Here is a 25,872-nt window from a genome sequence, read left to right as displayed (position 1 = left end):
CAGGATGAACGCCGAACAACGTTATTATTTTTCATCCTCAGTCGGAGTTTTTGCCGAGATCGACAGGGCGTGGATCGGGCCCGCCAGTTCATCGGCCAACAGCTTTTGGACCATGCGCTGGCGATTGACGCGGGATTGCCCTTCAAACGCAGCACTGACTACGGTCAGGTTGAAGTGGCTCTCGCCGCCGGGCTGGGCATCCATGCCGCCGTCGTGATGGTGGCCAGCGTGCCGCCAGCTGTCATCCTCGATCAACAAACGTTGCGGAGAGAGCGCGGCATCCAACTTTTGTCGGATAATTTGCGCCACAGGGCCTTCGGACATAGGTCAAGTCCTTGAAGCAGTCCAAATCAGGCTTACACTTGCAACGATGTCTGCGTCATTCGAATACAAACCCCGTTTCACCGATATTCGGGTGAAGCCGCCCAAGCCCGAAGAAGAGGCGGCGACCGAAGACGTACTGCACCTGAAGCCCGGCGAAAAGCCGTGCGACTTCGAAGGCTGTTCAAAACCGGCCACTGCACGTGCGCCCAAGTCGCGCGAACGCCTGAACGATTTCTATAACTTCTGTCAGCCCCACGCGTCCCAGTACAACAAGAGCTGGAACTTCTACGCGGGCATGACCGAGGGGCAGATTCGCGCCGCCCAAGAAAATGAAGCCATGACGGGCGGACGCCCGACGTGGGACATGAAGGTCAGCCGCAACTCACGCGTCAACGCAGCCATCAATGCCAAAATGGGCGGTGGCGCTGCCAACCCCAATGGCTGGCAGGACAGCTTTGGCTTGTTCGAGCGTCGCGTGAACGATCAGGCTGGACCCGTCATGTCCGAGGCCGAGGCGCGCATGGGCAAGCTGGAGCGTCAGGCGATGGCCGAACTGGGTATGGAGCCCGGCGCGGCAAAGGAAGCGGTCAAGGCGCGCTATCACGAGCTGCTCAAACGCTTCCACCCCGACACCAACGGCGGCGACCGCGCTACCGAGACAAAACTCCAGAACGTGATCAAAGCGTACAAGACGCTTAAAAAGGCCGGTCACGCCGCCTAAACTCCCGATCGTATCAGTTGATGGCGGTTGAGCCATGAACGCGCCCGCTCTAATGGATTGCCATGACCTCTCCGCTCGACGCCAACATTGATCCGCTGCTGACCTTGGCCCCGCACCGCAAGGTGACGCTGCGCGAGGTGTTTGGCATTGATTCCGACATGCTTGTTCCGGTCTTCGACGAGCGCGACAGCCACGTTCCGGAAATCGATCCGACATACAAGTTCGACCCGCAGACCACGATTGCCATCTGTGCAGGCTTTGCGTTCGACCGCCGCGTGATGGTTCAGGGCTATCACGGCACGGGTAAGTCGACCCACATCGAGCAGGTCGCCGCCCGTCTGAACTGGCCGCTGGTGCGTATCAACCTCGACAGCCACGTCAGCCGTATCGACCTGATCGGCAAGGACGCCATCGTCCTGAAAGACGGCAAGCAGATTACCGAATTCCGCGAAGGCATCCTGCCGTGGGCATTGCAACGCCCCGTCGCCCTCGTGTTTGACGAATATGATGCCGGACGTCCGGATGTGATGTTCGTGATCCAGCGCGTGCTGGAGGCGCAAGGCGCTCTGACCCTCCTGGACCAGAACCGCGTCATTCGCCCGAACCCGTACTTCCGCCTGTTCGCCACCGCCAACACCGTGGGTCTGGGTGACACCACGGGCCTGTATCACGGCGCACAGCAGATCAACCAGGCCCAGCTCGACCGCTGGAACATCGTCACCACGCTGAACTATCTCGACCATGATGTGGAAGCCGAGATCGTCGCCGCCAAGGTGCCGCAGTACGCCGACGAGAATGGCCGTCGCCAAATCGCCGCGATGGTTCGTGTCGCCGACATGACGCGCAACGCCTTCATGAACGGCGACATCTCGACCGTTATGTCGCCGCGTACGGTCATCACTTGGGCCCAGAACGTCGAGATCTTCGGCGACGTGGGTACCGCCTTCCGCCTGACCTTCCTGAACAAGTGCGACGAGCTGGAGCGCCCCACCATCGCTGAGTTCTATCAGCGCGCCTTTGGCGAGGACCTGCCGGAAGCCGCCATGCGGGTGAAGGTGGGCTAAAGCCCCCTCGCCTTCTGAACAGCGAAAGGCCCGCCCCGAGATATCGGAGCGGGCCTTTTTCACAGCTTGTGTCGGGTTCAGCGAAGGCCGGTGGCTTCGTCCAGACCCAGCATAATGTTGAGGTTCTGGACCGCAGCGCCCGATGCGCCCTTGCCCAGATTGTCCAGCATCGCAACCAGGCGGACTTGACCGCCGTTGCGGTCGCCGAACACATGCAGACGCACGGTGTTGGTGCCATTCAGCGCTTCCGGCTCGATGCCGGTCATGGCTTCCGAGGCTGCCAGATCGACAACCTCGACGAAACGCTGGCCTTCATAGGCCGCAGCCAGAGCCGCGTGGATGCTTTCCACCGACGCGCCTTGCGACAGGCTGACCAGATGCAGCGGCACTTCCACCAGCATGCCTTGGCGATAGTTGCCCACGGCTGGCGAGAACAGCACAGGCTGTTGCAGGCCCGTGTGCTTGGTCATTTCCGGCACGTGCTTGTGCTTCAGCGACAGGCCATACCCACGGAACGCGGTCGAAGCGGCCCCCTCAGATTCTTTGGCAGCTTCAAACTCGGCGATCATCTGCTTGCCGCCGCCCGAATAGCCGGACACGGCGTTTACGGTGACCGGATGATCCGCAGGCACAATGCCTGCCGCGACGAGCGGACGCATCAGGGCGATGAAGCCGGTCGGATAGCAGCCGGGGTTCGACACGCGGGTCGAGCTGGCGATGGCCTCGCGCTGGCCCGCGTCCATTTCGGCAAAGCCGTAAACCCAGTTCGGATCGACGCGATAAGCCGTCGAGGCGTCGATTACGCGAACCTTATCGTTCTCGATCATCGACACGGCTTCCTTGGCCGCATCATCCGGCAGGCACAGGATAACGGCATCGGCGCTGTTCAGCGCCTCGCGTCGGGCTTCCACATCACGACGTCGGTCGCCCAGCAACATCAGTTGCAGGTCGGTGCGCGCCTCAAGGCGTTCGCGGATTTCCAGACCGGTCGTACCGGCCTCGCCGTCGATGTAGATGGTGTGGGTCAACTCACTCTAATCCCTAAGCCGCAACGGTGCGGCGACGCTGACATAATAGGCTTGGCCCGCGCGAACAATGCGCAGAAAGCCCAAAAGAAAAGAGCGCCCCGGATTTCTCCGGAACGCCCTTTCCAAATACCGATCGCGGTAAAGCGATTAGCGCTTCGAGAACTGGAAGCTGCGGCGTGCTTTTGCGCGGCCGTACTTCTTACGTTCAACGACGCGGCTGTCGCGGGTCAGGAAGCCGTGCGGCTTCAGAACCTTGCGCAGTTCCGGTTCGTAGTGAGTCAGAGCGTGCGACAGGCCGTGACGGATTGCGCCAGCTTGACCCGACAGACCCGAACCGGTGACGGTGCAGACGACGTCGTATTGGGTCAGGCGGTCAGCAACGTTTAGCGGCTGAGCAACCATCATTTGCAGAACCGGACGAGCGAAATAGTCGTTCAGTTCTTTGCCGTTGACCGTGATCTTGCCAGTGCCGCGCTTCACCCAGACGCGGGCGATAGCGTTCTTACGCTTGCCGGTCGAGTACGAGCGGCCCAGGGCGTCGATCTTCGGTTCAGCAACAACAGCAGCAGCTTCAGTGCCGAGGCCCTTCAGAGCGTCGAAGCCTTCAGCGGTTTCTTGAATCGCGTCAGTCATGCTTATGCGCTCCGGGTGTTCTTGGCCGACATCGACTTGAAGTCGATGGTGGTCGGCTGTTGGGCGGCGTGGTCGTGTTCCGAACCAGCGAACAGACGCAGGTGAGTCATCTGCGCGCGAGCCAGCGGCGACTCTTTCGGCAGCATACGCTCAACGGCTTTCTCAAGAACGCGCTCCGGGAAACGGCCGTTCAGGACCTTCTCCGGGGTGGTTTCCTTGATACCGCCCGGGTGACCGGTGTGGCGGTAGTAAACCTTGTCGGTGTTCTTCTTGCCGGTGAATACAACCTTATCGACGTTGGTGACGACGACGTAGTCGCCCATGTCAACGTGCGGGGTGTAGGTCGGCAGGTGCTTACCGCGCAGGCGGTTAGCGATGAAGGTCGCAAGACGGCCCACCACGACGCCTTCAGCGTCGATATGGATCCACTTCTTTTCGACCTCAGCCGGCTTTTGTGCAGCCGTAGTGCTCTTCAGCATTATGAGGGTCCTAAAGACGTAAAAACAGTCCGTCCCGCTTGGGGAGGACATTGGTGGGCTTGATAATGCGGGTTGCGGAGAACGTCAACGTCAATCCACAGGCCGAAAAATCGCTAGAGCATTGAAGTAGAACGATTTTTATTAGTTGGTATTAAAATACCCGAAGGTTGGTATTAAAATACCCTCCATTTCACCATGTTTGGCTCTCGGCCTTGCGCTCTTCCAGATGGCCGTCCTTCAGAGCGAAGACGCGGTCCATATGTCCGGCCAGTTCCATGTTGTGGGTCGCGATCAGAGCCGCGACACCCTCCTCCTTGGCCAGACGGCGCAAGGCTTCAAACACAGTATGGCTGGTCGTCGGATCAAGGTTGCCGGTCGGCTCGTCGGCCAGCAGCAAGCGCGGGCTGTTAGCCAGTGCGCGGGCAATGGCCACACGCTGTTGCTCGCCACCCGACAACTGGGCCGGTTGGTGCGTCACACGCTCGCCTAGCCCCAGCGCCGCCAGCATTTCGGTCGCACGCGCGCGGGCCTCCGCCTCGCGCACGCCAGCGATACGCATCGGCAAGGCCACGTTGTCGAGTGCGTCGAACTCGGGCAGCAGATGGTGGAACTGATAGACGAAGCCGATGCGGCCCAGACGGATGCGCGTGCGCGCACGCTCGTCCAGAGCGCCGACGTCTTCGCCGTCAATCATCACCTGACCCGAGGTCGGGCGCTCCAAAAGGCCCGCAGCATGCAGCAGCGACGACTTGCCCGAACCCGATGGACCGATAAGGCCAACAACCTCGCCCGGCATGATGTCTAGATCGACACCCTTAAGCACCGTTAAACCGCCCTGCCCCGTCTTATAGGTACGGGTCACGCCGCGCAGCGAGAGCGTCGGCGCGCCTTCGACCGGAGCCGTGGCGGTCTTTCTCTTGAGCAACTTATTCAAAGCGTAGAGCCTCCACCGGATCAATGCGCGACGCGTTCCACGACGGCGGCAAGCTGGCGAGGCAGCTCATGAAGAAGGAGAAGACCGCGACCCACGTCACGTCCCACGGATCGACGTCCGCCGGAATGGAATCGAGCATATAGACGTCCGCATTGAACAACTGGACGCCCAGCAGGGCTTCGAGGAAGTGCTGGATCGAGCCGATGTTCAGGCAGAACAGCAGGCCCAGCGTCAGACCGGCAATAGTACCCCCAATGCCGATGGCTGCACCCGACACGAAGAAGATCCGCAGGATCGCCGACTGGCTGGCACCGATAGTGCGCAGGATGGCGATGTCGCGGGTCTTGTTCTTCACCAGCATGACGATGCCGCTGATGATGTTCATGGCGGCGATTGCGACCACCATGCCCAGAATGATGCTCATGGCCACGCGCTCGACCTTCAGGGCCCCCCAGATGGCGGCCTGACGGTTACGCCAGTCTGTAACAACGGCACCGGGTCCAGCAAGCTGTGTCACAGGCGCGATCATGGTCTCGACCTTGTCAGGCTGGTCGACCTTCATCTCGATCACGTCCCAGACGCCGTCCTTGCCGAAGAACAGTTGAGCCTGTTCCAGCGGCATGAAGACGTAGGCGCGATCATAGTCCGACGCACCGGAAGTATAGATACCGCCGACGATATAGGTCTTTTCCAGACCGCCCAGATTGCCGAAGGCGCTGTCAGCACCTGTCGGAGAGTACAGGCTGATAGGATCGCCTACACGCAGACCCATCTCATTGGCCAGCGTCTTGCCGATCAGGACGTTATCGCCGCCCCACTCGCCCTTGCCGAAGCTGGCCTTGGCCGCATCGTCGAGCGATTCATAGATGTATTTGGAAGCTTGCAGGTCCTGCGGACGCACGCCGCGGACAATGCCGCCTGTTGCGGCACCGGCCACGCGGAACATGGCCGCGTTCTCGGTATAGGGACTGACCGACGCCACACCAGGCAAGTCCGTCAGTCGCTTCAGGGTGGCGTCGCGGTCCGCAGCCCACAACACCGGCCCCTGAACGTACATATGGCCGTTGAACGACAAGATCCGGTCCATGAGCGTACCGCGGAAGCCCGCCATAATACTCATCACGCTGATCAACACCGCCACAGCCAGCATGATGCCGACAAAACTGATGATGGCGATCAGGGCCACCCCGCCCTCCTTGCGCTTGGCGCGGAGGTAACGCAGCGCCAGCCCGATCTCCCAAGAGGAGAACGGGCCCGACGGGCGCGATGCGGGGGACGGCGACGGAACGGATCCGGTCGCGTGTTCGGTCATTTCGTAAGCAGCTCCACAGCAGCATCCAGCGACAGGGTTTGCTTTTCACCCGTCGCGCGTCGTTTCAGTTCAACCACGCCGTCAGCCAAACCCTTAGGACCGATAACCAGTTGCCACGGAATGCCAATAAGATCGGCAGTGGCGAATTTGCCGCCCGGGCGCTCGTCGGTGTCGTCGTACAGAACGTCGACGCCAGCGGCTTCCAGACGCTTCACCGCATCTTCACAAGCCGCCGAGACGGCTTCGTCCGAAGCGCGCATCGAAATGACGGCGACGTCGAAGGGCGCGACCGAATCCGGCCAGATGATCCCCGCGTCGTCGTGGCTGGCTTCGATGATCGCACCCAGCAGACGCGAGACGCCGACGCCGTACGAGCCCATGTGGACTTCGGTGTCCTTGCCGTCCGGACCAGCGACTTTGGCCTTCATCGGGGCCGAGTATTTGGTGCCGAAGTAGAAGATGTGGCCGACTTCGATACCGCGGGCCGACAGGCGGTCGCCCTCTGCCGTTTCAGCAGCGAAGCGGTCCGCGTCGTGCATTTCTTCGGTGGCGGCGTATAGCGCGGTGCGCTCGTCAAACACGGCTTCCAGTTGCTCGATGCTCAGGTCGTGACCCGGAGGGGCCATTTCCACCAGCTTACGGTCGCAGAAGACTTCGCTCTCGCCGGTGTCGGCCAGAACGATGAACTCGTGCGAAAGGTCGCCACCGATCGGGCCGGTGTCGGCGCGCATAGGCACGGCCTTGAGGCCCAGACGCGAGAAGGTGTTCAGGTAGGCCGCAAACATACGCTTGTAGGCGATACGGGCCGACGCTTCGTCGATGTCGAACGAGTAAGCGTCCTTCATCAGGAACTCGCGGCCACGCATCACGCCAAAGCGCGGACGGCGCTCGTCACGGAACTTCCACTGGATGTGGAAGAGGTTCAGCGGCAGCGACTTGTAGGACTTCACATAGCCACGGAAGATGTCCGTGACCATTTCCTCGTTGGTCGGTCCGTACAGCAGTTCGCGCTCGTGACGGTCGGTAATGCGCAGCATCTCCGGACCATAGGCGTCATAGCGGCCCGACTCGCGCCACAGGTCTGCCAGTTGCAGCGTCGGCATCAGCAGCTCGACAGCGCCTGCCTTGGTCTGCTCTTCGCGGACGATGTTTTCGATCTTGCGCAGAACACGCAGGCCCAACGGCAGCCAGGCATAGATGCCCGCGGCTTCCTGCTTGATCATGCCTGCACGCAGCATCAGCTGGTGCGAGACGATCTGGGCATCCGAAGGGGCTTCCTTGAGGGTCGGCAGAAAATAGCGCGACAGACGCATGGGGTAGGCTTTCCTGAATCTTGTCCGGAGTGATTAGCCCCTAGGGCTTTGGCATGGCAACGCACGCCGCCGGAAAAATGGGTTTGAGACGCGCTTTAAAGCGCCGGCAGACGCGACGGATCGATCTCGGGCACGGGGATGATACCCGACCAGATCACACCCACGATGACGACCCAGACGATGGCCGAAACCCAGGTCGTGGTGATGAATTTCTTCTTCAGATTGGGGTTCTTCGGTGCCCCCCACTGTGAGCCGTCCGTCGGGGGCGCGTCCACCTGACCGCTCATACCCAGTGGCAGGATCATAAACAGTACGATCCACCACGACGTCAGATAGATAGCGACAAGGGTGAAAGGACCCAGCGGCATAGACACATCCCCAAAGACAAGCACGTAAGGGTGACGCCAGCCCACGCACGGCGTAGATGACAGTCACCCAATCTCAGGACCCGTCATGCCACAGATTATGCTCGAACACTCCACCCATTTCGACAACGCCGACTTCCGCGCACTGGCGCTGGACATCCACCATCTGTGCGAAGTGCATACCGGTGCGACGCTGGAATCATGCAAGACCCGGATTGTACGGGCAGAGGATCTGGTGATTGCGGACGGATCGCCTGCTCAGGCCATGGTGCACTGTGATCTGCGCATCCTCACGGGACGCACGCAGGAGCAGAAGACCGCTCTGGGTCAGGCAGTGCAACAGGCCCTGGTTGCGGCTTTGACCCAATATGATGGTCCGCGCCAGATCAGCGTGGAGATCGGCGAACTGGACAAGCCCAACTATCACAAGGTGACAGCGGGCTGATCCGGTCCAATCCCTTTAGGGGTGCGGGCGGCCAATACCGTAGCGGGCCGCCCAATACGGCAGAATGTCGCCGTCCTTGAGATATCGCGCCCCTGTTTCGGCGCTGACGAGAGCATCCGGCCAGTCAAACTCGCCGTCGAGGATCAACATAGGGCAGGATTGGTCGGCCTCCCCTACTTCGGCCACCACGAGCGCGCGCGGGCGCGGGTGGTCGACATAGGTGATGGTCATCTGCTCGCGCAGGCGCGGATAGAGGCCGAGAACGCCCTCGATCATCGCGCCCGGCGGGCAGAACCATGGGCCGCCCTGATCGTCGTGCCAATCCGGATTGAGCAGGTACAGCCTGTCGGTCATCAGAGCCTCAGAACAACCGTTTCAACGATTGGACGACGGCCCCAGACGCGCTGGCTGGCCTTTTTCAGCGTCCGAGCCACAGCCTGTTCGATCACGATCTCGTCCTCAAGGGCTGCACCCTTCAGGCCGTTGACCGTATCTTCGACGCGCTCGGCCAGATCATCGAGGACTTCTTCGAGCTTGTTCTTCTCGTCGCCCGGAAGGCCGATCGAGCGGATGTCGATATCACTGACGATCTTGCCGCGCTTGTCGAGGGCGAAGGACACCACCAGCATACCGTTGCTGGCCGCATGTTTGCGCTCGCGCAGAGCCTCGCCCTGTTCCTCGACCAGCATGCCGCCGTCTACGAACAGACGGCCGGCCGGAACCTCGTCGATGATCTCGACGATACCCGGAGCCAGACGGACGATCTCGCCGTTCTTCGGCGTTGCGGTCTGGGTAACGCCCATATCACGGGCGAAGTTGGCGTGCTCGATCAGGTGACGACGCTGGCCGTGGGTCGGTACCGAAATCTTCGGCTTGGCCCACTCATACATCTGGCGCAGTTCGTCACGGCACGGGTGGCCCGAGACGTGGATGCCGCGGCTGTCCTTCTCGGTGTAGATACGCACACCCTTCTCGGCCAGCTTGTCCTGCAGACGGGCGATGCCCAGCTCGTTGCCCGGAATGACGCGCGACGAGAAGATGCAGTGGTCGCCAGCACCCAGACGCACGAACGGGTGCGTACCATCGGCGATGCGCGACAGTGCGGCGCGGTCCTCGCCCTGGCTGCCGGTGCACAGGTACAGGATCTTGTCGGCGGGCCAGACCTTGGCCTCTTCTTCCGACAGGAACTGAACGTCGGCAAGCATACCGACCGACTTGGCGGCAGCCGTGATGCGGTGCATCGAACGACCCGCTAGCGCAACGCGACGACCGGCCAGTTCGGCAGCGTGGATCACGCTGTCCATACGGGCGACGTTCGAGGCGAAGCAGCCCACAGCAACGCGGCCCTTCAGCGGCTGGATCAGTTCAGCAAGCTTGATACGCACATCGCCTTCGGAACCCGCAACGCCATCAACGAATACGTTGGTGGAATCGCAGACCATGGCCAGCACGCCTTCGTCTCCGAGGCTGCGGATGAAGTTTTCGTCGGTCGGGGTGCCGACGACAGGCGTGTCGTCGATCTTCCAGTCGCCCGTGTGCAAGACGGAGCCCAGCGGCGTCTTGATGGCCAGACCGGTCGGTTCGGCAATCGAGTGCGTCATGTTGACGAACGTAACTTCGAACGGGCCGAGGTCGACCTTGCCGCCCAGTTCGACGATGTTCAGCTCGGCATCGTCCAAAACGTTACGTTCGCGCAGCTTTTCGCGAACGAGGAAGGCCGTGAACGGCGTGGCATAAATCGGCGCGCTGATGCGCGGCAAAATCCAGCCCAGAGCACCGATGTGGTCTTCGTGGGCGTGGGTCAGCACGATGCCGAGGATTTCCTCGCCTTCGAGGAAGGCCGGATCGGGCACAATCACGTCGACGCCCGGCGTCGACTGATCGCCAAAGGTCACGCCTACGTCGACGATGATCCATTTGCGATCATGCTCCGGCCCAAAGCCGTAAGCATTGAGGTTCATGCCGACCTCGTTCGAACCGCCCAGCGGCAGGTAAACGAGTTCGTTCTGGGATACTTGAGTCATACAGTCCTTATCGGAGGTTATTCCGCCGCCAGATTTCCAAAAGGCCGCGGATGGTCAGGTCCGGATCAAACCGGTCAATACTGTTGCTCGCCCCTTCGAACAGAGACGCGACGCCGCCGGTTCCCACCACGGTCATCGGACGTCCCCACTCATCTTTGATGCGCGCGACGAGCCCGTCGATGAGGCCGACATAGCCCCAGAAAACCCCCGACTGCATCGAGGTGACGGTGTCGCGCCCGATCACGACGGACGGGCGTTGAATAGCGATGCGCGGCAGTTTCGCTGCCGCTTCGTGCAGAGCCTGCACGGAAAGATTGATACCCGGCGCGATGACGCCGCCCTCAAAGGCACCCGTGCCCGGGGCGTCACCAGCCGATACGATGTCGAATGTGGTGGCTGTACCGCTGTCGATCAACAGCAGGTCGCCGGAATAGGTCGTCAGGGCGCCAATGGCGTTCACCAGACGGTCCGCGCCCGCCTCGCTCGGCTTGGGGATGCGAACTTCAATGCCCAGCTCGGCATTCTCGCCGATCACTAGAGGTTCCACCTCCAGATAGCGGCGCGACAGGTTGCGCAGGTTGAAGATCGATTGCGGCACCACGGACGAGATAATACAGCCGTCCATGTCGGTCATGCCGATGCTGCGGCCGGTCTTGGCCGCCATCAATACGAATAACTGGTGCAGCCAAACCGCGTATTCATCGGCGGTGCGCGTCGCCTCGGTGGCAGTCCGCCACTGGGCGATCCAGCTTTCGCCGTCGTGAACCGCAAAGAGCGTGTTGGTATTGCCTTGTTCAATCGCCAACAGCATCAGGCGTTCACTCCGAAAAACACGTCACCAGCGGATACCACCCGTACAGTGCCGTCCGCTAACCTTAAACGCAGCGAACCGTCGGATTCGATTCCGTCGGCTGTGCCTTCCAGCGTTTCGTTACTCAATCGGGCGATACAAGGGCCGTACAACCCCGGAGTGCGATCCACCCACGCCTGACGGACCGGCTCGAAGCCCTGTTGCGTCCAGATATCCAGCCAATGTTGGAAGGTTTCAGCCAATGCATTGGCTCCTTCTTCAAACGAAGGCGGCGTAACGCGGTCGGCGGATAGGTGATCAGCGATGGCCGTGGCCGGACGCTCAAGCCCTGTCGGTGCAGTCAGCACGTTCACGCCAATGCCGATGGCCAGCCAGATATGCCCTGTCCCCAGTGGCCCGCTTTCCAGCAGGATGCCGGAGACCTTGCGGCCATCCAGCAGCACATCATTGGGCCATTTGATCGTCACCAGACTGGGCGGGACATGGCGCGCGACCAGATCATAGACCGCTAGCGCAGAGACAAACGTCAACTGCGAGGCCTCTATTGGTGTCTTTTCGAGGGTGAGCAGCAGGGTCTGGGCCAGATTGCCCGTATCGGTATCCCACGCGCGGCCCCTGCGACCACGTCCGGCGGTTTGGCGTTTGGCCGCGATCCACAGGGGACCGAACTCGCCCGCCTCGGCGCGTTTGCGCGCTTCGGCATTGGTCGAGTCGGTCTCCTGTAGGATCAGGACCGGAGCCGCCAAGGCTCCTTAACCTACGCCCACGCCAGCGGCCGCAGCCTTCGTGAGCGGCTCAAGCCAGGTCAGTGCGACCAGCAGAACCGGGAAGGCGAAGGCAGCCGCAGCCCAGCCAATCCATTGCGGGACAGCCGGAGCCTTGTCCGTCTTCACTTCGGTTTCAGCAGCGTCGAACCACATGACCTTGATGATACGCAGGTAGTAGAAGGCAGCCACAACCGAGGCGACCAGACCAGCAGCACCCGCCATCCAGTAGCCCGCATCAGCAGCGGCACCGAAGACGTAGAACTTGCCCCAGAAGCCCGACAGCGGCGGAATACCGACAGCCGACAGAGCCAGTACAGTCAGGGCAATCGCGGTCAGCGGACGTTCTTGCTTCAGACCAGCCAGATCCGAGATGTTGCGGATCGGACGGCCATTGCGGCTGAGCGACAGCAGGATGGCGAAGAAGCCGAACTGGTCGATGACATACAGGGTCATGAACATCAGCATGGCCTGAACGCCCATCTCGGTACCGGCAGCGATACCTAGCAGCGCGTAGCCGATGTTGATGATCGACGAGTAAGCCAGCAGGCGCTGGATGTCTTTTTGCAGCAGGCCACCGAAGGCGCCGACAGCGAACGAAACCAGCGAGATCAGGATCACAACCTGTGCCCACTGGAAGTGCGCGAGGTTGAAGCCGTCGATCAGAACGCGGGCGATCAGGATCATCGCTGCGACCTTAGGCGCCGTGGCGAACAGAGCCACGACCGGGGTCGGAGCGCCCTGATAAACGTCAGGCGTCCACATGTGGAACGGAGCAGCCGAAACCTTGAACGCCAGACCAGCGATCAGGAAGACCATGCCAAAGATCAGACCCGGACCCGGGTTGTTCGAGGCAAAGGCAGCGATTTCGTCGAACTTCATCGAGCCGGCGAAGCCGTAGATCAGCGAGGCACCGTACAGCAGGATACCCGACGAAAGCGCGCCCAGTACGAAGTACTTCAGGCCAGCTTCCGAGGCATGCAGGCTGTCGCGACGGTAGGCCGCGAGAACATACAGAGCCAACGAGCTCATCTCGATGCCCATGTACATCGAGATCAGGTCACCCGACGAAGCCATCATGCCCAGACCGATCGACGAGAGCGTGATCAGGACAGGGTATTCGAACTTCGCCATGTTGTTGCGATGCATCCAGACGTCGCCCAGCACGATGGCCAGAGCAGCCGACAGGAAGATCACGGCCTTGCCGTAAACAGCCAGCGGGTCAGCGATGTAGGTACCGCCGAACGCCTGCCCCAGCGGGCCGGTGACGGTCAGAGCCGTCGCCGCCAGCAGCAGCAGGACCGACAGGCCCGATACCAGACGCGTGGACTTCTCGCCGGTGAAAGCACCGATCATGAGAAGGACCAGGCCGCCGACCGCGAGGGTAACCTCGGGGGCGGCGATTTGGAGTGCGGAGGACAGATCAGTCATTGTGCTCTCACCCGCCGATTGCTGCGCGATAGGCGGTGGTCAGGGCTTCAACCGAAGGCCCCGTGATGTCGAGGATGGCGTTCGGGTACAGACCCAGAGCCACGGTACCGATGATCAGCGGCACGAAGATAAGCAGTTCGCGCTTGTCGATGTCGGTGATGTTTTCCAGCTTCGGATTGGTGATCGGGCCGTACATGACGTTGCGGAACAGCGTCAGGGCGTAAACAGCCGAGAAGATCACACCCGAGGCAGCGATCAGAGCCGTCCAGGTCGAGACCTGATAGGCACCGGTCATCGTCAGCACTTCGCCGATGAAGCCCGAGGTGCCCGGAAGGCCCACGTTCGCCATGGTGAAGAAGAGGAAGATGGCTGCGTACCAAGGCATGCGAGCCGTTAGACCGCCGTAGAAGGCGATTTCGCGAGTGTGCATGCGGTCGTAGATCACGCCAACGCACAGGAACAGTGCGCCCGAGATCAGACCGTGGCTCAGCATCTGGAACACAGCACCCTGAACACCTGCGTCGTTACCGGCGAAGATACCCATGGTCACGAAGCCCATGTGTGCCACCGACGAGTAGGCGATCAGCTTCTTGATGTCGGTCTGACGGAAGGCGACCAGCGACGTGTAAACCACGGCGATAACCGACAGAGCGAACACCAGCGGGGTGAACATTTCCGAGGCCTGCGGGAACATCGGCAGGTTGAACAGGATGAAGCCGTAGCCACCCAGTTTCAGCATGATACCGGCAAGCATGACCGAACCGGCGGTCGGAGCCTGAACGTGGGCGTCCGGCAGCCAGGTGTGAACCGGCCACATCGGCATCTTCACGGCGAAAGATGCGAAGAAGGCCAGCCACAGCAGCGGCTGGACAGCCGGATCAAAGGCGTACTGCTTCAGCTCCGGAATGCTGGACGTGCCCGTCTCGTGGCGCATCCACAGCATGGCCAGCAGCATCAGCACCGAACCCAGCAGGGTGTAGAGGAAGAATTTGTACGAGGCGTAGATCCGGTTCGCACCACCCCAGATACCGATAACAAGAAACATCGGAACCAGAGTGCCTTCAAAGAAGAAATAGAACAGGAACATGTCCAGCGAGGTGAACACGCCGATCGCCATGGTCGCCAGCAGCATGAAGCAGACCATGTATTCGACGACGCGGTGTTCGATCGCCTTCCAGCTGGCGATGACGCACAGCGGGACAAGGAGGGCGGTCAGCAGCACGAACAGGATCGAAATCCCGTCAACGCCGAGGTGGTAAGCCGCACCGGCGAACCACGGCGCATATTCCACGAACTGATAGGCGGTGTTCGACGGGTCGAACTGGGCCACCAGCAGGATCGACAGAGCCAGACCCACCAGCGACGTGCCCAGTGCGATCCAGCGTGCGGCCGGGGCCGCAGCTTCCTTGCCACCCTTGTTCAGGAGGCTCGCGACGATGATCGCCGCGGCCCCGAGAAGCGGAAGGAAGGTAACGATGCTCAGAATGTGAGGCACGAGATTAAGCTCCCCACGTGAAGATCGCGAAGGCCAGGAAGGCCGCAACGCCGATCAGCATCACGAATGCGTAGAAATAAACGAAACCGGACTGGAAGCGCGACAGCCAGCCGCCCGACTTAAGCGATGCCCAAGCAGCACCGTTCGGACCCAGACCATCGATGATCTTCACGTCGCCGACCTTCCAGAAGAAGTCGCCAAGAGCCTTGGTGCCCTTCACGAAGGTGACGTTGTAAAGCTCGTCCCAGTACCACTTGTTGTAGAGGAAGGTGTACAGCGCACCCTTCTTCTCGGCCATCTGCTTGGCGGTGCCTTCCTTCAGTACGTACAGTACGAAAGCGATGAAGGTACCCAGCAGGGTGACGATCAGCGGAGCCCACTTCACCCAGGTCGGAACGCTGTGGCTGTCGTGCAGCACGTGGTTCGACTCGAGCGTTTGGATAGCACCACGCCAGAACTCGCCCTCGTGATGACCGATGAAGTGCGGTGCAAAGACCATACCGGCGAACACAGCACCGACCGACAGAACCAGCAGCGGCAACACCATGATCCACGGGCTTTCGTGCGGTTGCAACGGGCCGTGGTGGTGGTCGTCGTGCGCGTGGTCGTCATGAGCAGCGTGCGCGCCGGCGTGATCGTCATGAGCCACAACGGCCTGATGGTCGTCGTGGTGGGCAGCGCCCTCCTCTTCCTTCCATTGAGCCTTATTGTGGAAGGTCATGAAGACCAGGCGCCACGAATAGTAAGCCGTCAGCAGTGCTGCCAGAATACCGATGGTGAAGGCGAACATGCCGAAGACAGCATGACCCGAGGTGGCCGAAGCGTAGGCGCTCTCGAGGATCGAGTCCTTCGAGTAGAAGCCTGCAAAGCCGCCGATGCCCGGAATGCCCAGACCGGTGATGGCAATGGTGCCGATCATCATGGTTGCATAGGTGAGCGGCAGCAGCTTCCACAGACCGCCCATCTTACGCATGTCCTGCTCGTGGTGCATGCCGTGGATCACGGAACCTGCGCCGAGGAACAGCAGAGCCTTGAAGAAGGCGTGCGTGAACAGGTGGAACATGGCCGACTGATACGCACCTACGCCAGCAGCGAAGAACATGTAGCCGAGCTGCGAGCAGGTCGAGTACGCGATCACGCGCTTGATGTCGTTTTGCATCATGCCGACGGTCGCGGCGAAGATCGCCGTGATGCCACCGATGACGGTGATGAACTGGGTCGCGACTGGCGCGTGTTCGTACAGCGGCGACAGCAGGCAGACCATATAGACGCCTGCGGTCACCATGGTTGCGGCGTGGATCAGAGCCGACACAGGAGTCGGGCCTTCCATCGCGTCCGGCAGCCAGGTGTGCAGGAAGAACTGGGCCGACTTACCCATCGCACCGATGAACAGCAGCAGACCAGCCAGATCCAGAGCCGACCAAGTGTAGCCGAGGAATTCCCAGCCGGTGCCAGCCTTGGCAGCGATCAGCGGGAAGAGCTTGGCGAACTCGATCGTGCCGAACATCCAGAAGACGGTCATCATGCCGAGCAGGAAACCGAAGTCACCCACGCGGTTGACGACGAACGCCTTGATCGATGCAGCCGTAGCCGACGGCTTCTTATACCAGAAGCCGATAAGCAGGTACGAAGCGAGGCCCACGCCTTCCCAGCCGAAGAACATCTGCAGGAAGTCGGCAGCCGTCACCAGCGCCAGCATCATGAAGGTGAACAGCGACAGATAGGCGAAGAAGCGAGGACGGCTGTCGTCCTCCTTCATGTAGCCCCAGCTATAGGTGTGAACCAGCGCCGAGACGCTGGTCACCACGATCAGCATGGTCGCCGACATGGCGTCGATGCGGATCGCCCAGTTCGACTGGAAGTCACCAACGTGGATGAACGGCAGCAGTTTGACGGTGAAGGCCTCGAGGCCACCCCACGTCCACTTGCTGAAGACGATCCACGAAATCAGGCACGACACGAACAGCAGGCCGGTGGTCACTGCCTGCGAGGCAATGTCACCAATCCGGCGTCCGAAGAAGCCAGCAATCATCGCGCCCAGCAGCGGGGCGAAGACGCCTAAAATGACGAGAGTTTGGATAGACACGGTCCCAATCAGCCCTTCATCACAGAGGCGTCGTCCACAGCGATGTCGCCACGGTTACGGAAGAAGGTCACGAGAATAGCCAGGCCAACGGCGGCCTCGGCTGCGGCAACGGTCAGAACGAACATCGCCATCAACTGACCCTCGACGTTGCCGAGGTAGCGCGAGAACGCGACAAAGTTGATGTTCACCGCCAGAAGGATCATCTCGATCGACATCAGGATAACGATGATGTTCTTGCGGTTCACGAAGATGCCGAACACACCGATGGTGAACAGCATCGCGGCGACCGCGAGGTAGTGCTGGAGCGAAATGTCCATCACAGGAGCTCCTCGGGTTTCACGCCGACGCCAGTAGCGGCCGACTTGATTTCAACAGCATCCACACGGCGACGGTTGGCTTGAGCAGCCAGATCCTGACGGCGAACGCCATCGCGCTTGCGCAGGGTCAGAACGATTGCACCAATCATCGCGATCAGCAGAACAATGCCCGCAGCCTGGAACAGGTAGACGTAGTCCGTATACAGGACTCGACCGATGGTTTCGGTGTTCGTCACGCCCTCGGCCATCAGGACCGGAGCGACTGCGTCCTTGGCAGCGCCACCTTGAACAACGCTGAGCGACACCATGACCATCTCGGCCAGCAGAATGGCGGCCACGATACCCGCCAGCGGCAGGTAGCGCGCATAGCCTTCGCGCAGACGGACAAAGTCGACATCCAGCATCATGACGACGAACAGGAACAGAACCGCGACTGCACCGACGTAAACCACCACCAACAGCATGGCGAGGAACTCGGCACCGAGCAGAACAAACAGACCGGCTGCCGAGAAGAACGTCAGGATCAGCCAGAGGACGGAGTGGACAGGGTTACGCGCGGTCACAACCAGGAGGCTGGAAACCACGGCAATCGTTGCCAGAAGATAGAAGGCCAGGCCTTGCAGCATGTGCGGGACGATGCCCCCTTCAAAACCATGGTTCAGACGAAGCCCGAACCATTCCAGAATTGCGGCCCCGCCCTACGGACGGGGTCAGTACGGCGGATTCGACGCGACCTTTAGCGGTAGGGCGCGTCGAGTTCCAGATTCTTCGCGATCAACCGTTCCCAACGGTCGCCGTTATCGAGCAGGCGTTCCTTGTCGTAGAGCAGTTCTTCGCGCGTTTCGGTTGCGAACTCGGAGTTCGGCCCTTCGACAATGGCGTCCACCGGGCAGGCCTCTTGGCACAGACCGCAGTAGATGCATTTCACCATGTCGATGTCATAACGGGTGGTACGACGCGAGCCATCGGCACGAGGTTCAGCCTCGATGGTGATGGCTTGTGCCGGACAGATGGCTTCGCAGAGCTTGCACGCAATGCAGCGCTCTTCGCCGTTCGGATAGCGACGCAGAGCGTGCTCGCCACGGAAACGCGGCGATTGCGGGTTGCGCTCGAACGGATAGTTCACCGTCGCCTTGGGCTTCAGCATGTACTTCAGCGAAAGGCCAACAGCGCCGAACGCGTCGGTCAGCATCGCGCCCTTGGCCGCCTGAACGATACGGGTCAGCATTACGATCTCACTCCAGCGCACTCGCGTTTATAGCGTGCGCTATCCTTATCCAAAGTCTGACAAAGACGCTGTTTGTCAGCGTTTTGCCTCACGATTTCTTCCTGGCGACGTTCCCATTGATAGACCGACACAGGGTCGGCCTCATACGGGGTTCCGCACGCCGATAGGGTACAAAGACCCAAGACTGCAAGCCCGACGCGGACCATTATATGCGACAGTCCGGCGCGTCACGACGTGCCGCCTGCCCCATGGTCTCGCATCGAACGATCCGTTGCTGCTCGCCACGCGCCTCACGTTCACGACGTGCCTCGCGCTCGACCGACGATTCCGAACTGCGGTTGGCCTCGTAGTCATAGGGTTTCCAGTGGCTGCACGCCCCTGCCCCCAGACCGATAACCAACAGCGTCGAAATCGCAAGCGAACGGATCATACCCATCAGCCTCCTACGGCGAAGACGCGCCAGGCTGCCACGAACACCACGGCCACCAGCGACGACGGCAGGAAGATTTTCCAGCCCAGACGCATCAGTTGGTCATAGCGGTAACGCGGTACGAACGCTTTCACCAAGGCGATCATGAAGAACCAGAACACCGTCTTGATGATGAAGGTCAGCAGATAGATGGTGTAGCTCATCCACGTCGGCAGGCTTTCAAGGAAGCCAGCAGACAGGAAGCCCGGGTTCCAGCCACCGCAGAACAGCAGGGTCATCATCGCGCACATGAACACGATGTTAGCGTACTCGCCGATCATGAACAGCAGATACGGCGTCGACGAATATTCGACCTGATAACCGGCTACCAGTTCAGACTCTGCTTCAGGAAGGTCGAACGGCGGACGGTTGGTTTCAGCCAGTGCCGAGATGAAGAAGACGATGGTCATCGGGATCATCACGATGATCGTCGGCCACGTCCCTGCGCCACCGCCAAACACGTTCCAGTTCCAGAAGAAGCCGGCCTGCTGGGTAACGATGGTCGTCAGGTTCATCGTGCCAGCCAGCAGGATGACGTTGATGATGATTAGGCCCATCGACACTTCGTACGAAACCATCTGGGCCGCCGAACGCAGTGCGCCGAGGAACGGGTACTTCGAGTTCGAAGCCCAACCGCCCATGATGATGCCGTAAACACCCAGCGACGAGATCGCCAGAATGTAGAGAATGCCGACGTTCAGGTCTGCAATGACCCAACCCGGTGCAAACGGAATGGCCGCCCAGGCGATGAAGGCCAGGACGAAAGTGATCAGCGGCGCGAGAAGGAAGACTACCTTGTCGGCACCCGCCGGAACCACGATCTCCTTCAGCACGAACTTGAAGAAGTCGGCGAAGGATTGCAGCAGGCCAAACGGGCCAACCACGTTCGGACCCTTACGCAGCTGAACGCCCGCCCAGATCTTGCGGTCGGCCAGCAGCAGGAAGGCCAGAGAAATCAGGATACCGACGGTAACCAGCAGGATCCCACCAACAGTGATGAGGGTCCAGCCGACCGGCGTAGCCCAGAATGAAGTCGCAGCTTCCATGTCTTACTCCGCCGCCATAGCAACCGGCGCGACCCGTTCACGGGACAGTTCGGCCATGGTTTCGCTGGCGCGCGCAATCGGGTTGGTCAGATAAGGATCGGCAATCGGGGAAACGAAGGCGGTATCGCCCACATCACCCTTGGTACCGAGCGATGCCACGTCGAACGAAGCCGACGGAGCCAGATAATCGATACGGCCGAAGGTCGGAACGTCCGACATCAGCTTGGTACGCAGTTGGTCCAGCGTATCGTACGGCAGGGTTTGACCTGCGCGTTCCGACAGTGCGCGAACGATAGCCCAGTCTTCCTTGGCCTCGCCCTTCGGGAACACAGCGCGTTCAGCCAGTTGGACGCGGCCTTCGAGGTTCACATACAGACCCGACTTCTCGGTATATGCGGCACCCGGCAGGATGACGTCGGCGCTGTGCGCGCCACGGTCACCGTGCGAGCCGAGGTAGACACGGAAAGCGTCCGAACCCGAAGCATTCACCTCGTCGGCACCCAGCAGGAACAGAACGTCCAGAGCACCCGGCTTCAGCATGTCCGCGACGGCAAGACCGCCCTCGCCCGGCAGGAAGCCCATGTCCAGACCGGCAACGCGCGAAGCGGCGGTATGCAGAATGTTGAAGCCGTTCCAGCCGTCCTTGACCACGCCAACCTTCTTGGCGATTGCGCCAAGAGCGTTCAGCACAGCCGCGCCGTTTTCGCCAACCAGAGCGCCCATACCGACGATGATCGCCGGACGTTCAGCCTTGGTCAGGAACTCGGTTGCGGCCTTCGGCAGCTTGCCGACGGTCTTCGAGCCTTCGCCCAAATAGGCGTAGTCGTAGGTCAGATCCACTTGTTGACCGATGACACCAACCTCGGTGCCGCCTGTCAGCCAAGCCTTGCGGATACGGGCGTTGAGCAGCGGAGCCTCGACGCGCGGGTTGGCACCCACGATCAGGATAGCATCAGCATTTTCAATGCCTTGGATCGAAGTGTTAAACAGGTAACCTTCGCGCGAACCGCCCCCGATTGCAGCGCCGTCCTGGCGGCAGTCGGTGTTGTTCGAGCCAAGTGCGCGGAACAGGTCCAGCACAGCCTTCATCGATTCAGCGTCTTGCAGGTCACCCGCAATCGCGCCGATGCGGTCAGCCGGAGCGGCCTTCAGCTTGGCAGCGACGACGTTCAGGGCTTCATCCCACGACGCAGCGCGCAGCTTGCCGTTTTCACGGACCCACGGACGGTCGAGACGACGGGCTTGCAGGCCGTCGACGGCGTAACGCGAACGGTCAGCCAACCACTCTTCGTTGATGCCTTCGTTTACACGCGGCAGCACACGCATCACTTCCGAGCCACGGTAGTCGGCGCGGATGTTCGAACCCATGGCGTCCATGACGTCGATGGTTTCGCACTTGCGCAGTTCCCACGGACGATAGTGGTACTGCCACGGGCGGTGCGTCAGAGCGCCAACCGGGCACAGGTCGTTGACGTTACCCGACAGTTCGCTGTCGATGTTCTTTTCCAGATAGGTCGTGATCTCGGCGCTTTCGCCGCGCGAGATCATGCCGATGTCCGGAACGCCAGCCACTTCGGTGATGAAACGAACGCAACGCGTGCACTGGATGCAGCGCGTCATAAAGGTTTTCACCGTCGGGCCCATGTTCTTTTCTTCTACGGCGCGCTTGTTCTCGCTGTAACGCGAGCCGTCGCGGCCATAGCCGACTGCCTGGTCTTGCAGATCGCACTCGCCGCCCTGATCGCAGATCGGGCAATCCAGCGGGTGGTTGATCAGCAGGAACTCCATCACACCTTCGCGGGCCTTTTTGACCATCGGGGTGTCGGTGAAGATTTCCTGGCCGTCAGCAGCCGGAAGCGCGCACGAAGCTTGTGGCTTCGGCGGTCCAGGCTTCACCTCGACGAGGCACATGCGGCAGTTGCCGGCGATGGACAGGCGTTCGTGGTAGCAGAAGCGCGGGATTTCCTGCCCGGCGCGTTCCGCGACCTGCAGCACGGTCATGCCCTGCTCGAACTCAACCTCGACACCATTTACCTTGGCGATAGGCATTACGATTACTCCGCCGCGATCGTGTGGCCGGCGAAGTTCGCGCGGCTGCTACGGTAGGTGTTGATGCGGTCTTCGATCTCGTGACGGAAGTGACGGATCAGGCCTTGGACAGGCCATGCAGCAGCGTCACCGAGAGCGCAGATGGTGTGGCCTTCGACTTGACCGGCCACGTCCAGCAGCAGGTCGATTTCCGAAGGGTCGGCATCGCCGACAGCCATACGTTCCAGCACGCGCCACATCCAGCCGGTGCCTTCACGGCACGGCGTGCACTGGCCGCAGCTCTCGTGCTTGAAGAAGTAGCTGATGCGGGCGATGGCGCGAACGATGTCGGTCGACTCGTCCATGACGGTGACGCCAGCGGTACCCAGCGACGAGCGCAGTTCACGCATGGAATCGAAGTCCATCAGGGCGACTTCGGCTTGTTCGCGAGTGATGACGGGGCACGAAGCGCCGCCCGGAATGATGGCTTTCAGGTTGCCCCAGCCGCCACGCACGCCGCCGCCGTGATCTTCGATCAGTTGGCGCAGCGGGATCGACATGGCCTCTTCGACCACGCAAGGCGTGTTCACGTGGCCAGCCAGCGACATCAGCTTGGTGCCGGTGTTGTTCGGGCGACCGAAGCTGGCGAACCAGTCAGCACCGCGACGCAGGATGGTGCCAACCACAGCGATCGATTCCACGTTGTTCACGGTCGTCGGGCAGCCGTACAGGCCTGCGCCAGCCGGGAACGGCGGCTTCAGGCGCGGTTGGCCCTTCTTGCCTTCCAGCGATTCCAGCAGAGCGGTCTCTTCGCCGCAGATATAAGCGCCGGCACCGTGGTGGATGTAGACGTGGAAGTCCCAGCCGTGGACGTTGTTGTCACCGATCAGCTTGGCCTCATAGGCCTGCTTGACGGCGGCTTCCATACGCTCGCGCTCCAGCACGTACTCGCCGCGCAGATAAATGTAGCAAGCGTGGGCTTGCATTGCGAACGAAGCGATCAGAGCGCCTTCGATCAGCAGTTGCGGATCATGACGCATGATCTCGCGGTCTTTACAGGTCGCGGGCTCGGATTCGTCGGCGTTGATGACGAGGTAGTGAGGACGATCCTTCACTTCCTTCGGCATGAACGACCACTTCAGGCCGGTCGAGAAGCCTGCGCCACCGCGACCGCGAAGACCCGAGGCCTTAACGTTATTGATGATCCAGTCGCGGCCAAGGTCCAGCATGTCCTTGGTGGCGTTCCACGCGCCGCGCTTCTTCGCCCCCTCAAGACCCCAATCATGGAAGCCGTAGAGGTTGGTGAAGATCCGATCCTTGTCTTCGAGGATTCCGACCATGGTTCCTTAAAGTCCTTCCGCCATGCGGCGTTTGTGGTGGCGGGTGCGTTGGAAGATGGCGGCAATGACCATCACCCATCCTGCGAACAGCATAGCGTACGCAACCGGCACCGCATCTTCTGTCAGACCCAGCTTGCCGTCACGGGACAGCACGACGAGCAGAGCCGCGACCACGATCAGCACAAAGCCGCCCAGACGCAGCTTCCAGCCCACGCGCTTCAACTCGGCGCGATAGGCTGCCCTGCCCTGAGGTGTTTCGAGGTCCGGCTTTGCCATTACGCGTCAGCCTTAACGGGTTCGGAGTTCGGCAGCTTGTCGATCGGCTTGGCAGCCGAACCGTCGTACAGCGCCGGGTCCAGCAGGACCTTGGCACCACCGATCGGTGCCGAGTTATGGCGACCATTGTACGGACCACGCTCCGGCTGCTTGCCAGCGGCGAAGTCGTCAATGATCTGAGCCATGTTTTCCGGCGTCAGGTCTTCGTAATAGTAGTCGTTGATCTGGGCCATCGGGGCGTTCGAGCACGCGCCAAGGCATTCAACTTCCTGCCAGGTGAAACGACCGTCGGCGGAAAGCTTGTCCTTCGGACCGATCTTTTCCTTGCAGACGCGCATCAGGTCTTGCGAGCCGCGCAGCATGCACTGGGTCGTGCCGCAGACCTGGATCAGAGCGACCTTACCGACCGGCTCCAGCTGGAACATGGTGTAGAAGGTGGCCACTTCCAGAACGCGGATGTAGGCCATGCCCAGCAGCTCGGCGATAGCGCGGATAGCCGGCTCGGAGACCCAGCCTTCCTGCTTCTGCACAAGCCACAGCACCGGGATCACAGCCGACTGGCGGCGCGATTCCGGATACTTCTTGATCCACCATTGAGCCTTTTCCATCGTCTCTTTCGAGAACTCGAAAGAGGCCGGTTGCTCTTTGGCCAGACGACGAACGCTCATCGGTCCACTTCTCCGAACACCATGTCGAGCGAGCCAAGGATGGCCGAAACGTCAGCCAGCATGTGGCCACGGTTCATCCAGTCCATAGCCTGCAGGTGGCGGAAGCCCGGTGCAGACAGCTTGACGCGGTAAGGTTTGTTGGTGCCATCCGACACCAGATACACGCCGAACTCGCCCTTTGGCGCTTCGACAGCCGCATACACTTCACCTTCAGGCGTCTTGAAGCCTTCGGTGTAGAGTTTGAAGTGGTGGATCAGCGCTTCCATCGAGCGCTTCATCTCGCCACGACGCGGCGGGGTGACTTTGTTGTCTTCAGCCAGAACCGGCTCACCGGGGCAGTTGCGCAGCTTGTGGATGCACTGCTCCATGATGCGGACCGACTGGCGCATTTCTTCGACGCGGCACAGGTAACGGTCCCAGCAGTCGCCGTTCTTGCCGACAACGATGTCGAATTCCATGTCGGCGTAGCAGTCGTACGGCATCGCCTTGCGGATATCCCACGCGATGTCAGAGCCACGCAGCATGACGCCCGAGAAGCCCCAGGCCAGCGCGTCTTCCTTCGACACGACGCCGATGTCGACGTTGCGTTGTTTGAAGATGCGGTTTTCGGTGACCAGCTTTTCGATGTCGTCCAGGGCGCGCGGGAACTCCTTGCACCACAGGTCGATGTCGTCGATCAGCTCCGGCGTCAGGTCCTGATGGACGCCGCCCGGACGGAAGTAGTTGGCGTGCAGACGGGCACCACAGGCGCGCTCGTAGAACACCATCAGCTTCTCGCGCTCTTCGTGGCCCCACAGCGGCGGGGTCAGAGCGCCCACGTCCATGGCTTGCATGGTCGAGTTCAGCAGGTGGTTCAGGATGCGGCCGATTTCCGAGTACAGCACGCGGATCAGCTGACCACGATACGGCACTTCGACACCGAGCAGACGCTCGATAGCGAGGCAGAACGCGTGCTCCTGGTTCATCGGCGACACGTAGTCGAGACGATCCAGATACGGGATGTTCTGCAGATAGGTACGCGATTCCATCAGCTTTTCGGTGCCGCGGTGCAGCAGGCCGATGTGCGGGTCAACGCGCGTGACCAGCTCGCCGTCCAGCTCCAGCACCAGACGCAGCACGCCGTGCGCTGCCGGGTGTTGCGGGCCGAAGTTGATGGTGAATTTGCGATCGTCCATCGCACGGGCGTGCGGGGTAAGGCTGTCTTCGTAATCCTCGAACGGATCGACGGTGACGCCAAGCGGACGCGCGGGGGTGTTGTTTCCATCAGCCAT

27 protein-coding genes and 1 pseudogene are annotated in these 25,872 nt (G+C 61.0%); 3 read left to right on the top strand and 25 right to left on the bottom strand.

Features of this window, described 5'->3' with window-relative positions:
- Nucleotides 1–24: 24 nt before the first annotated feature.
- Entirely contained in the window at nt 25–324 is a 300-nt protein-coding gene (locus tag LOX95_RS04695; RefSeq protein ID WP_242913311.1) for a BolA family protein, read from the bottom strand.
- A gap of 46 nt (nt 325–370) precedes the next feature.
- On the opposite strand from LOX95_RS04695, the gene LOX95_RS04690 reads away from it, so the two are divergent.
- Together LOX95_RS04690 and cobS are read left to right on the top strand one after the other, a co-directional pair.
- Nucleotides 371–1,045 carry a J domain-containing protein gene (locus LOX95_RS04690; protein WP_242913310.1) on the top strand — a complete coding sequence of 225 codons (675 nt, stop codon included), beginning with the start codon at nt 371–373 and terminating at the stop codon, nt 1,043–1,045.
- A gap of 62 nt (nt 1,046–1,107) precedes the next feature.
- Complete coding sequence (gene cobS, locus LOX95_RS04685; RefSeq protein ID WP_242913309.1) at nt 1,108–2,109, top strand: cobaltochelatase subunit CobS; 1,002 nt, start codon at nt 1,108–1,110, stop codon at nt 2,107–2,109.
- 77 nt (nt 2,110–2,186) lie between these two features.
- Here cobS and argC read toward each other — a convergent pair whose 3' ends face one another.
- From argC to LOX95_RS04650, 7 genes are all read right to left on the bottom strand, one after another.
- Nucleotides 2,187–3,137 (bottom strand): N-acetyl-gamma-glutamyl-phosphate reductase, encoded by a 951-nt coding sequence (gene argC, locus LOX95_RS04680; protein WP_242913308.1) that lies wholly within the window; start codon nt 3,135–3,137, stop codon nt 2,187–2,189.
- A gap of 147 nt (nt 3,138–3,284) precedes the next feature.
- Nucleotides 3,285–3,770 (bottom strand): 30S ribosomal protein S9, encoded by a 486-nt coding sequence (gene rpsI / locus LOX95_RS04675; RefSeq protein ID WP_242913307.1) that lies wholly within the window; start codon nt 3,768–3,770, stop codon nt 3,285–3,287.
- 2 nt (nt 3,771–3,772) lie between these two features.
- Entirely contained in the window at nt 3,773–4,249 is a 477-nt protein-coding gene (gene rplM / locus LOX95_RS04670; RefSeq protein WP_242913306.1) for a 50S ribosomal protein L13, read from the bottom strand.
- Between the two features lie 190 nt (nt 4,250–4,439).
- Nucleotides 4,440–5,183 (bottom strand): ABC transporter ATP-binding protein, encoded by a 744-nt coding sequence (locus tag LOX95_RS04665; RefSeq protein WP_242913305.1) that lies wholly within the window; start codon nt 5,181–5,183, stop codon nt 4,440–4,442.
- Nucleotides 5,176–6,495 carry a lipoprotein-releasing ABC transporter permease subunit gene (locus LOX95_RS04660; RefSeq protein ID WP_242913304.1) on the bottom strand — a complete coding sequence of 440 codons (1,320 nt, stop codon included), beginning with the start codon at nt 6,493–6,495 and terminating at the stop codon, nt 5,176–5,178. Before LOX95_RS04660 ends, LOX95_RS04665 begins: the two co-directional genes overlap by 8 nt.
- Nucleotides 6,492–7,808, bottom strand: a complete 1,317-nt coding sequence (proS, locus tag LOX95_RS04655) for a proline--tRNA ligase (protein WP_242913303.1) — start codon at nt 7,806–7,808, stop codon at nt 6,492–6,494. The genes LOX95_RS04660 and proS overlap by 4 nt, the downstream gene beginning before the upstream one ends.
- A gap of 95 nt (nt 7,809–7,903) precedes the next feature.
- On the bottom strand, nt 7,904–8,176 hold the full coding sequence (locus LOX95_RS04650; protein ID WP_242913302.1) for a DUF1467 family protein: 273 nt from the start codon (nt 8,174–8,176) through the stop codon (nt 7,904–7,906).
- A gap of 85 nt (nt 8,177–8,261) precedes the next feature.
- On the opposite strand from LOX95_RS04650, the gene LOX95_RS04645 reads away from it, so the two are divergent.
- Complete coding sequence (locus LOX95_RS04645; RefSeq protein WP_242913301.1) at nt 8,262–8,618, top strand: 5-carboxymethyl-2-hydroxymuconate Delta-isomerase; 357 nt, start codon at nt 8,262–8,264, stop codon at nt 8,616–8,618.
- A 15-nt stretch (nt 8,619–8,633) separates the two neighbouring features.
- Here the strand turns inward: LOX95_RS04645 and LOX95_RS04640 are convergent, their stop codons facing one another.
- The 17 genes and pseudogenes from LOX95_RS04640 to LOX95_RS04560 form a co-directional block, all read right to left on the bottom strand.
- Nucleotides 8,634–8,972: a DUF3088 family protein gene (locus tag LOX95_RS04640; protein ID WP_242913300.1), complete on the bottom strand. Its 339-nt coding sequence runs from the start codon at nt 8,970–8,972 to the stop codon at nt 8,634–8,636.
- Nucleotides 8,972–10,642, bottom strand: coding sequence for a ribonuclease J (locus LOX95_RS04635; protein WP_242913299.1), 1,671 nt, complete (start codon nt 10,640–10,642; stop codon nt 8,972–8,974). Before LOX95_RS04635 ends, LOX95_RS04640 begins: the two co-directional genes overlap by 1 nt.
- Before the next feature lie 7 nt (nt 10,643–10,649).
- Complete coding sequence (locus LOX95_RS04630; protein ID WP_242913609.1) at nt 10,650–11,456, bottom strand: type III pantothenate kinase; 807 nt, start codon at nt 11,454–11,456, stop codon at nt 10,650–10,652.
- Complete coding sequence (locus LOX95_RS04625) at nt 11,453–12,199, bottom strand: biotin--[acetyl-CoA-carboxylase] ligase (protein WP_242913298.1); 747 nt, start codon at nt 12,197–12,199, stop codon at nt 11,453–11,455. The genes LOX95_RS04630 and LOX95_RS04625 overlap by 4 nt, the downstream gene beginning before the upstream one ends.
- 6 nt (nt 12,200–12,205) lie before the next feature.
- Nucleotides 12,206–13,648, bottom strand: coding sequence for an NADH-quinone oxidoreductase subunit NuoN (gene nuoN, locus LOX95_RS04620; protein WP_242913297.1), 1,443 nt, complete (start codon nt 13,646–13,648; stop codon nt 12,206–12,208).
- Between the two features lie 7 nt (nt 13,649–13,655).
- A complete protein-coding gene (locus LOX95_RS04615) occupies nt 13,656–15,143 on the bottom strand; it encodes an NADH-quinone oxidoreductase subunit M (protein ID WP_242913296.1) in 1,488 nt (495 codons plus the stop codon).
- A 4-nt stretch (nt 15,144–15,147) separates the two neighbouring features.
- The gene (nuoL, locus tag LOX95_RS04610) at nt 15,148–17,223 is read right to left on the bottom strand and encodes an NADH-quinone oxidoreductase subunit L (protein ID WP_242913608.1); all 2,076 of its coding nucleotides are present in this window, start codon (nt 17,221–17,223) and stop codon (nt 15,148–15,150) included.
- A 14-nt stretch (nt 17,224–17,237) separates the two neighbouring features.
- Nucleotides 17,238–17,546 (bottom strand): NADH-quinone oxidoreductase subunit NuoK, encoded by a 309-nt coding sequence (nuoK, locus tag LOX95_RS04605; protein WP_242913295.1) that lies wholly within the window; start codon nt 17,544–17,546, stop codon nt 17,238–17,240.
- Nucleotides 17,546–18,172, bottom strand: coding sequence for an NADH-quinone oxidoreductase subunit J (locus LOX95_RS04600; protein ID WP_242913294.1), 627 nt, complete (start codon nt 18,170–18,172; stop codon nt 17,546–17,548). Before LOX95_RS04600 ends, nuoK begins: the two co-directional genes overlap by 1 nt.
- Nucleotides 18,173–18,282: 110 nt before the next feature.
- Entirely contained in the window at nt 18,283–18,774 is a 492-nt protein-coding gene (nuoI, locus tag LOX95_RS04595; RefSeq protein WP_242913293.1) for an NADH-quinone oxidoreductase subunit NuoI, read from the bottom strand.
- Between the two features lie 205 nt (nt 18,775–18,979).
- Nucleotides 18,980–19,204: a hypothetical protein gene (locus LOX95_RS04590; RefSeq protein ID WP_242913292.1), complete on the bottom strand. Its 225-nt coding sequence runs from the start codon at nt 19,202–19,204 to the stop codon at nt 18,980–18,982.
- A 5-nt stretch (nt 19,205–19,209) separates the two neighbouring features.
- On the bottom strand, nt 19,210–20,289 hold the full coding sequence (gene nuoH, locus LOX95_RS04585) for an NADH-quinone oxidoreductase subunit NuoH (protein WP_242913291.1): 1,080 nt from the start codon (nt 20,287–20,289) through the stop codon (nt 19,210–19,212).
- Nucleotides 20,290–20,292: 3 nt separating this feature from the next.
- Nucleotides 20,293–22,338: an NADH-quinone oxidoreductase subunit NuoG gene (gene nuoG / locus LOX95_RS04580; RefSeq protein WP_242913290.1), complete on the bottom strand. Its 2,046-nt coding sequence runs from the start codon at nt 22,336–22,338 to the stop codon at nt 20,293–20,295.
- Nucleotides 22,339–22,343: 5 nt separating this feature from the next.
- A complete protein-coding gene (nuoF, locus tag LOX95_RS04575) occupies nt 22,344–23,657 on the bottom strand; it encodes an NADH-quinone oxidoreductase subunit NuoF (protein WP_242913289.1) in 1,314 nt (437 codons plus the stop codon).
- 6 nt (nt 23,658–23,663) lie between these two features.
- Nucleotides 23,664–23,933 carry a hypothetical protein gene (locus LOX95_RS04570; protein WP_242913288.1) on the bottom strand — a complete coding sequence of 90 codons (270 nt, stop codon included), beginning with the start codon at nt 23,931–23,933 and terminating at the stop codon, nt 23,664–23,666.
- Nucleotides 23,933–24,601, bottom strand: coding sequence for an NADH-quinone oxidoreductase subunit NuoE (gene nuoE / locus LOX95_RS04565; protein ID WP_242913287.1), 669 nt, complete (start codon nt 24,599–24,601; stop codon nt 23,933–23,935). Before nuoE ends, LOX95_RS04570 begins: the two co-directional genes overlap by 1 nt.
- Nucleotides 24,598–25,865, bottom strand: a pseudogene (locus tag LOX95_RS04560) (NADH-quinone oxidoreductase subunit D). Before LOX95_RS04560 ends, nuoE begins: the two are co-directional and overlap by 4 nt.
- Nucleotides 25,866–25,872 lie beyond the last annotated feature (7 nt).

Origin of the sequence: Brevundimonas pishanensis, from assembly GCF_022750635.1 — a bacterium.
Taxonomy (GTDB): Bacteria; Pseudomonadota; Alphaproteobacteria; order Caulobacterales; family Caulobacteraceae; genus Brevundimonas; species Brevundimonas pishanensis.
This window is presented reverse-complemented; position numbering and strand designations above follow the sequence as displayed.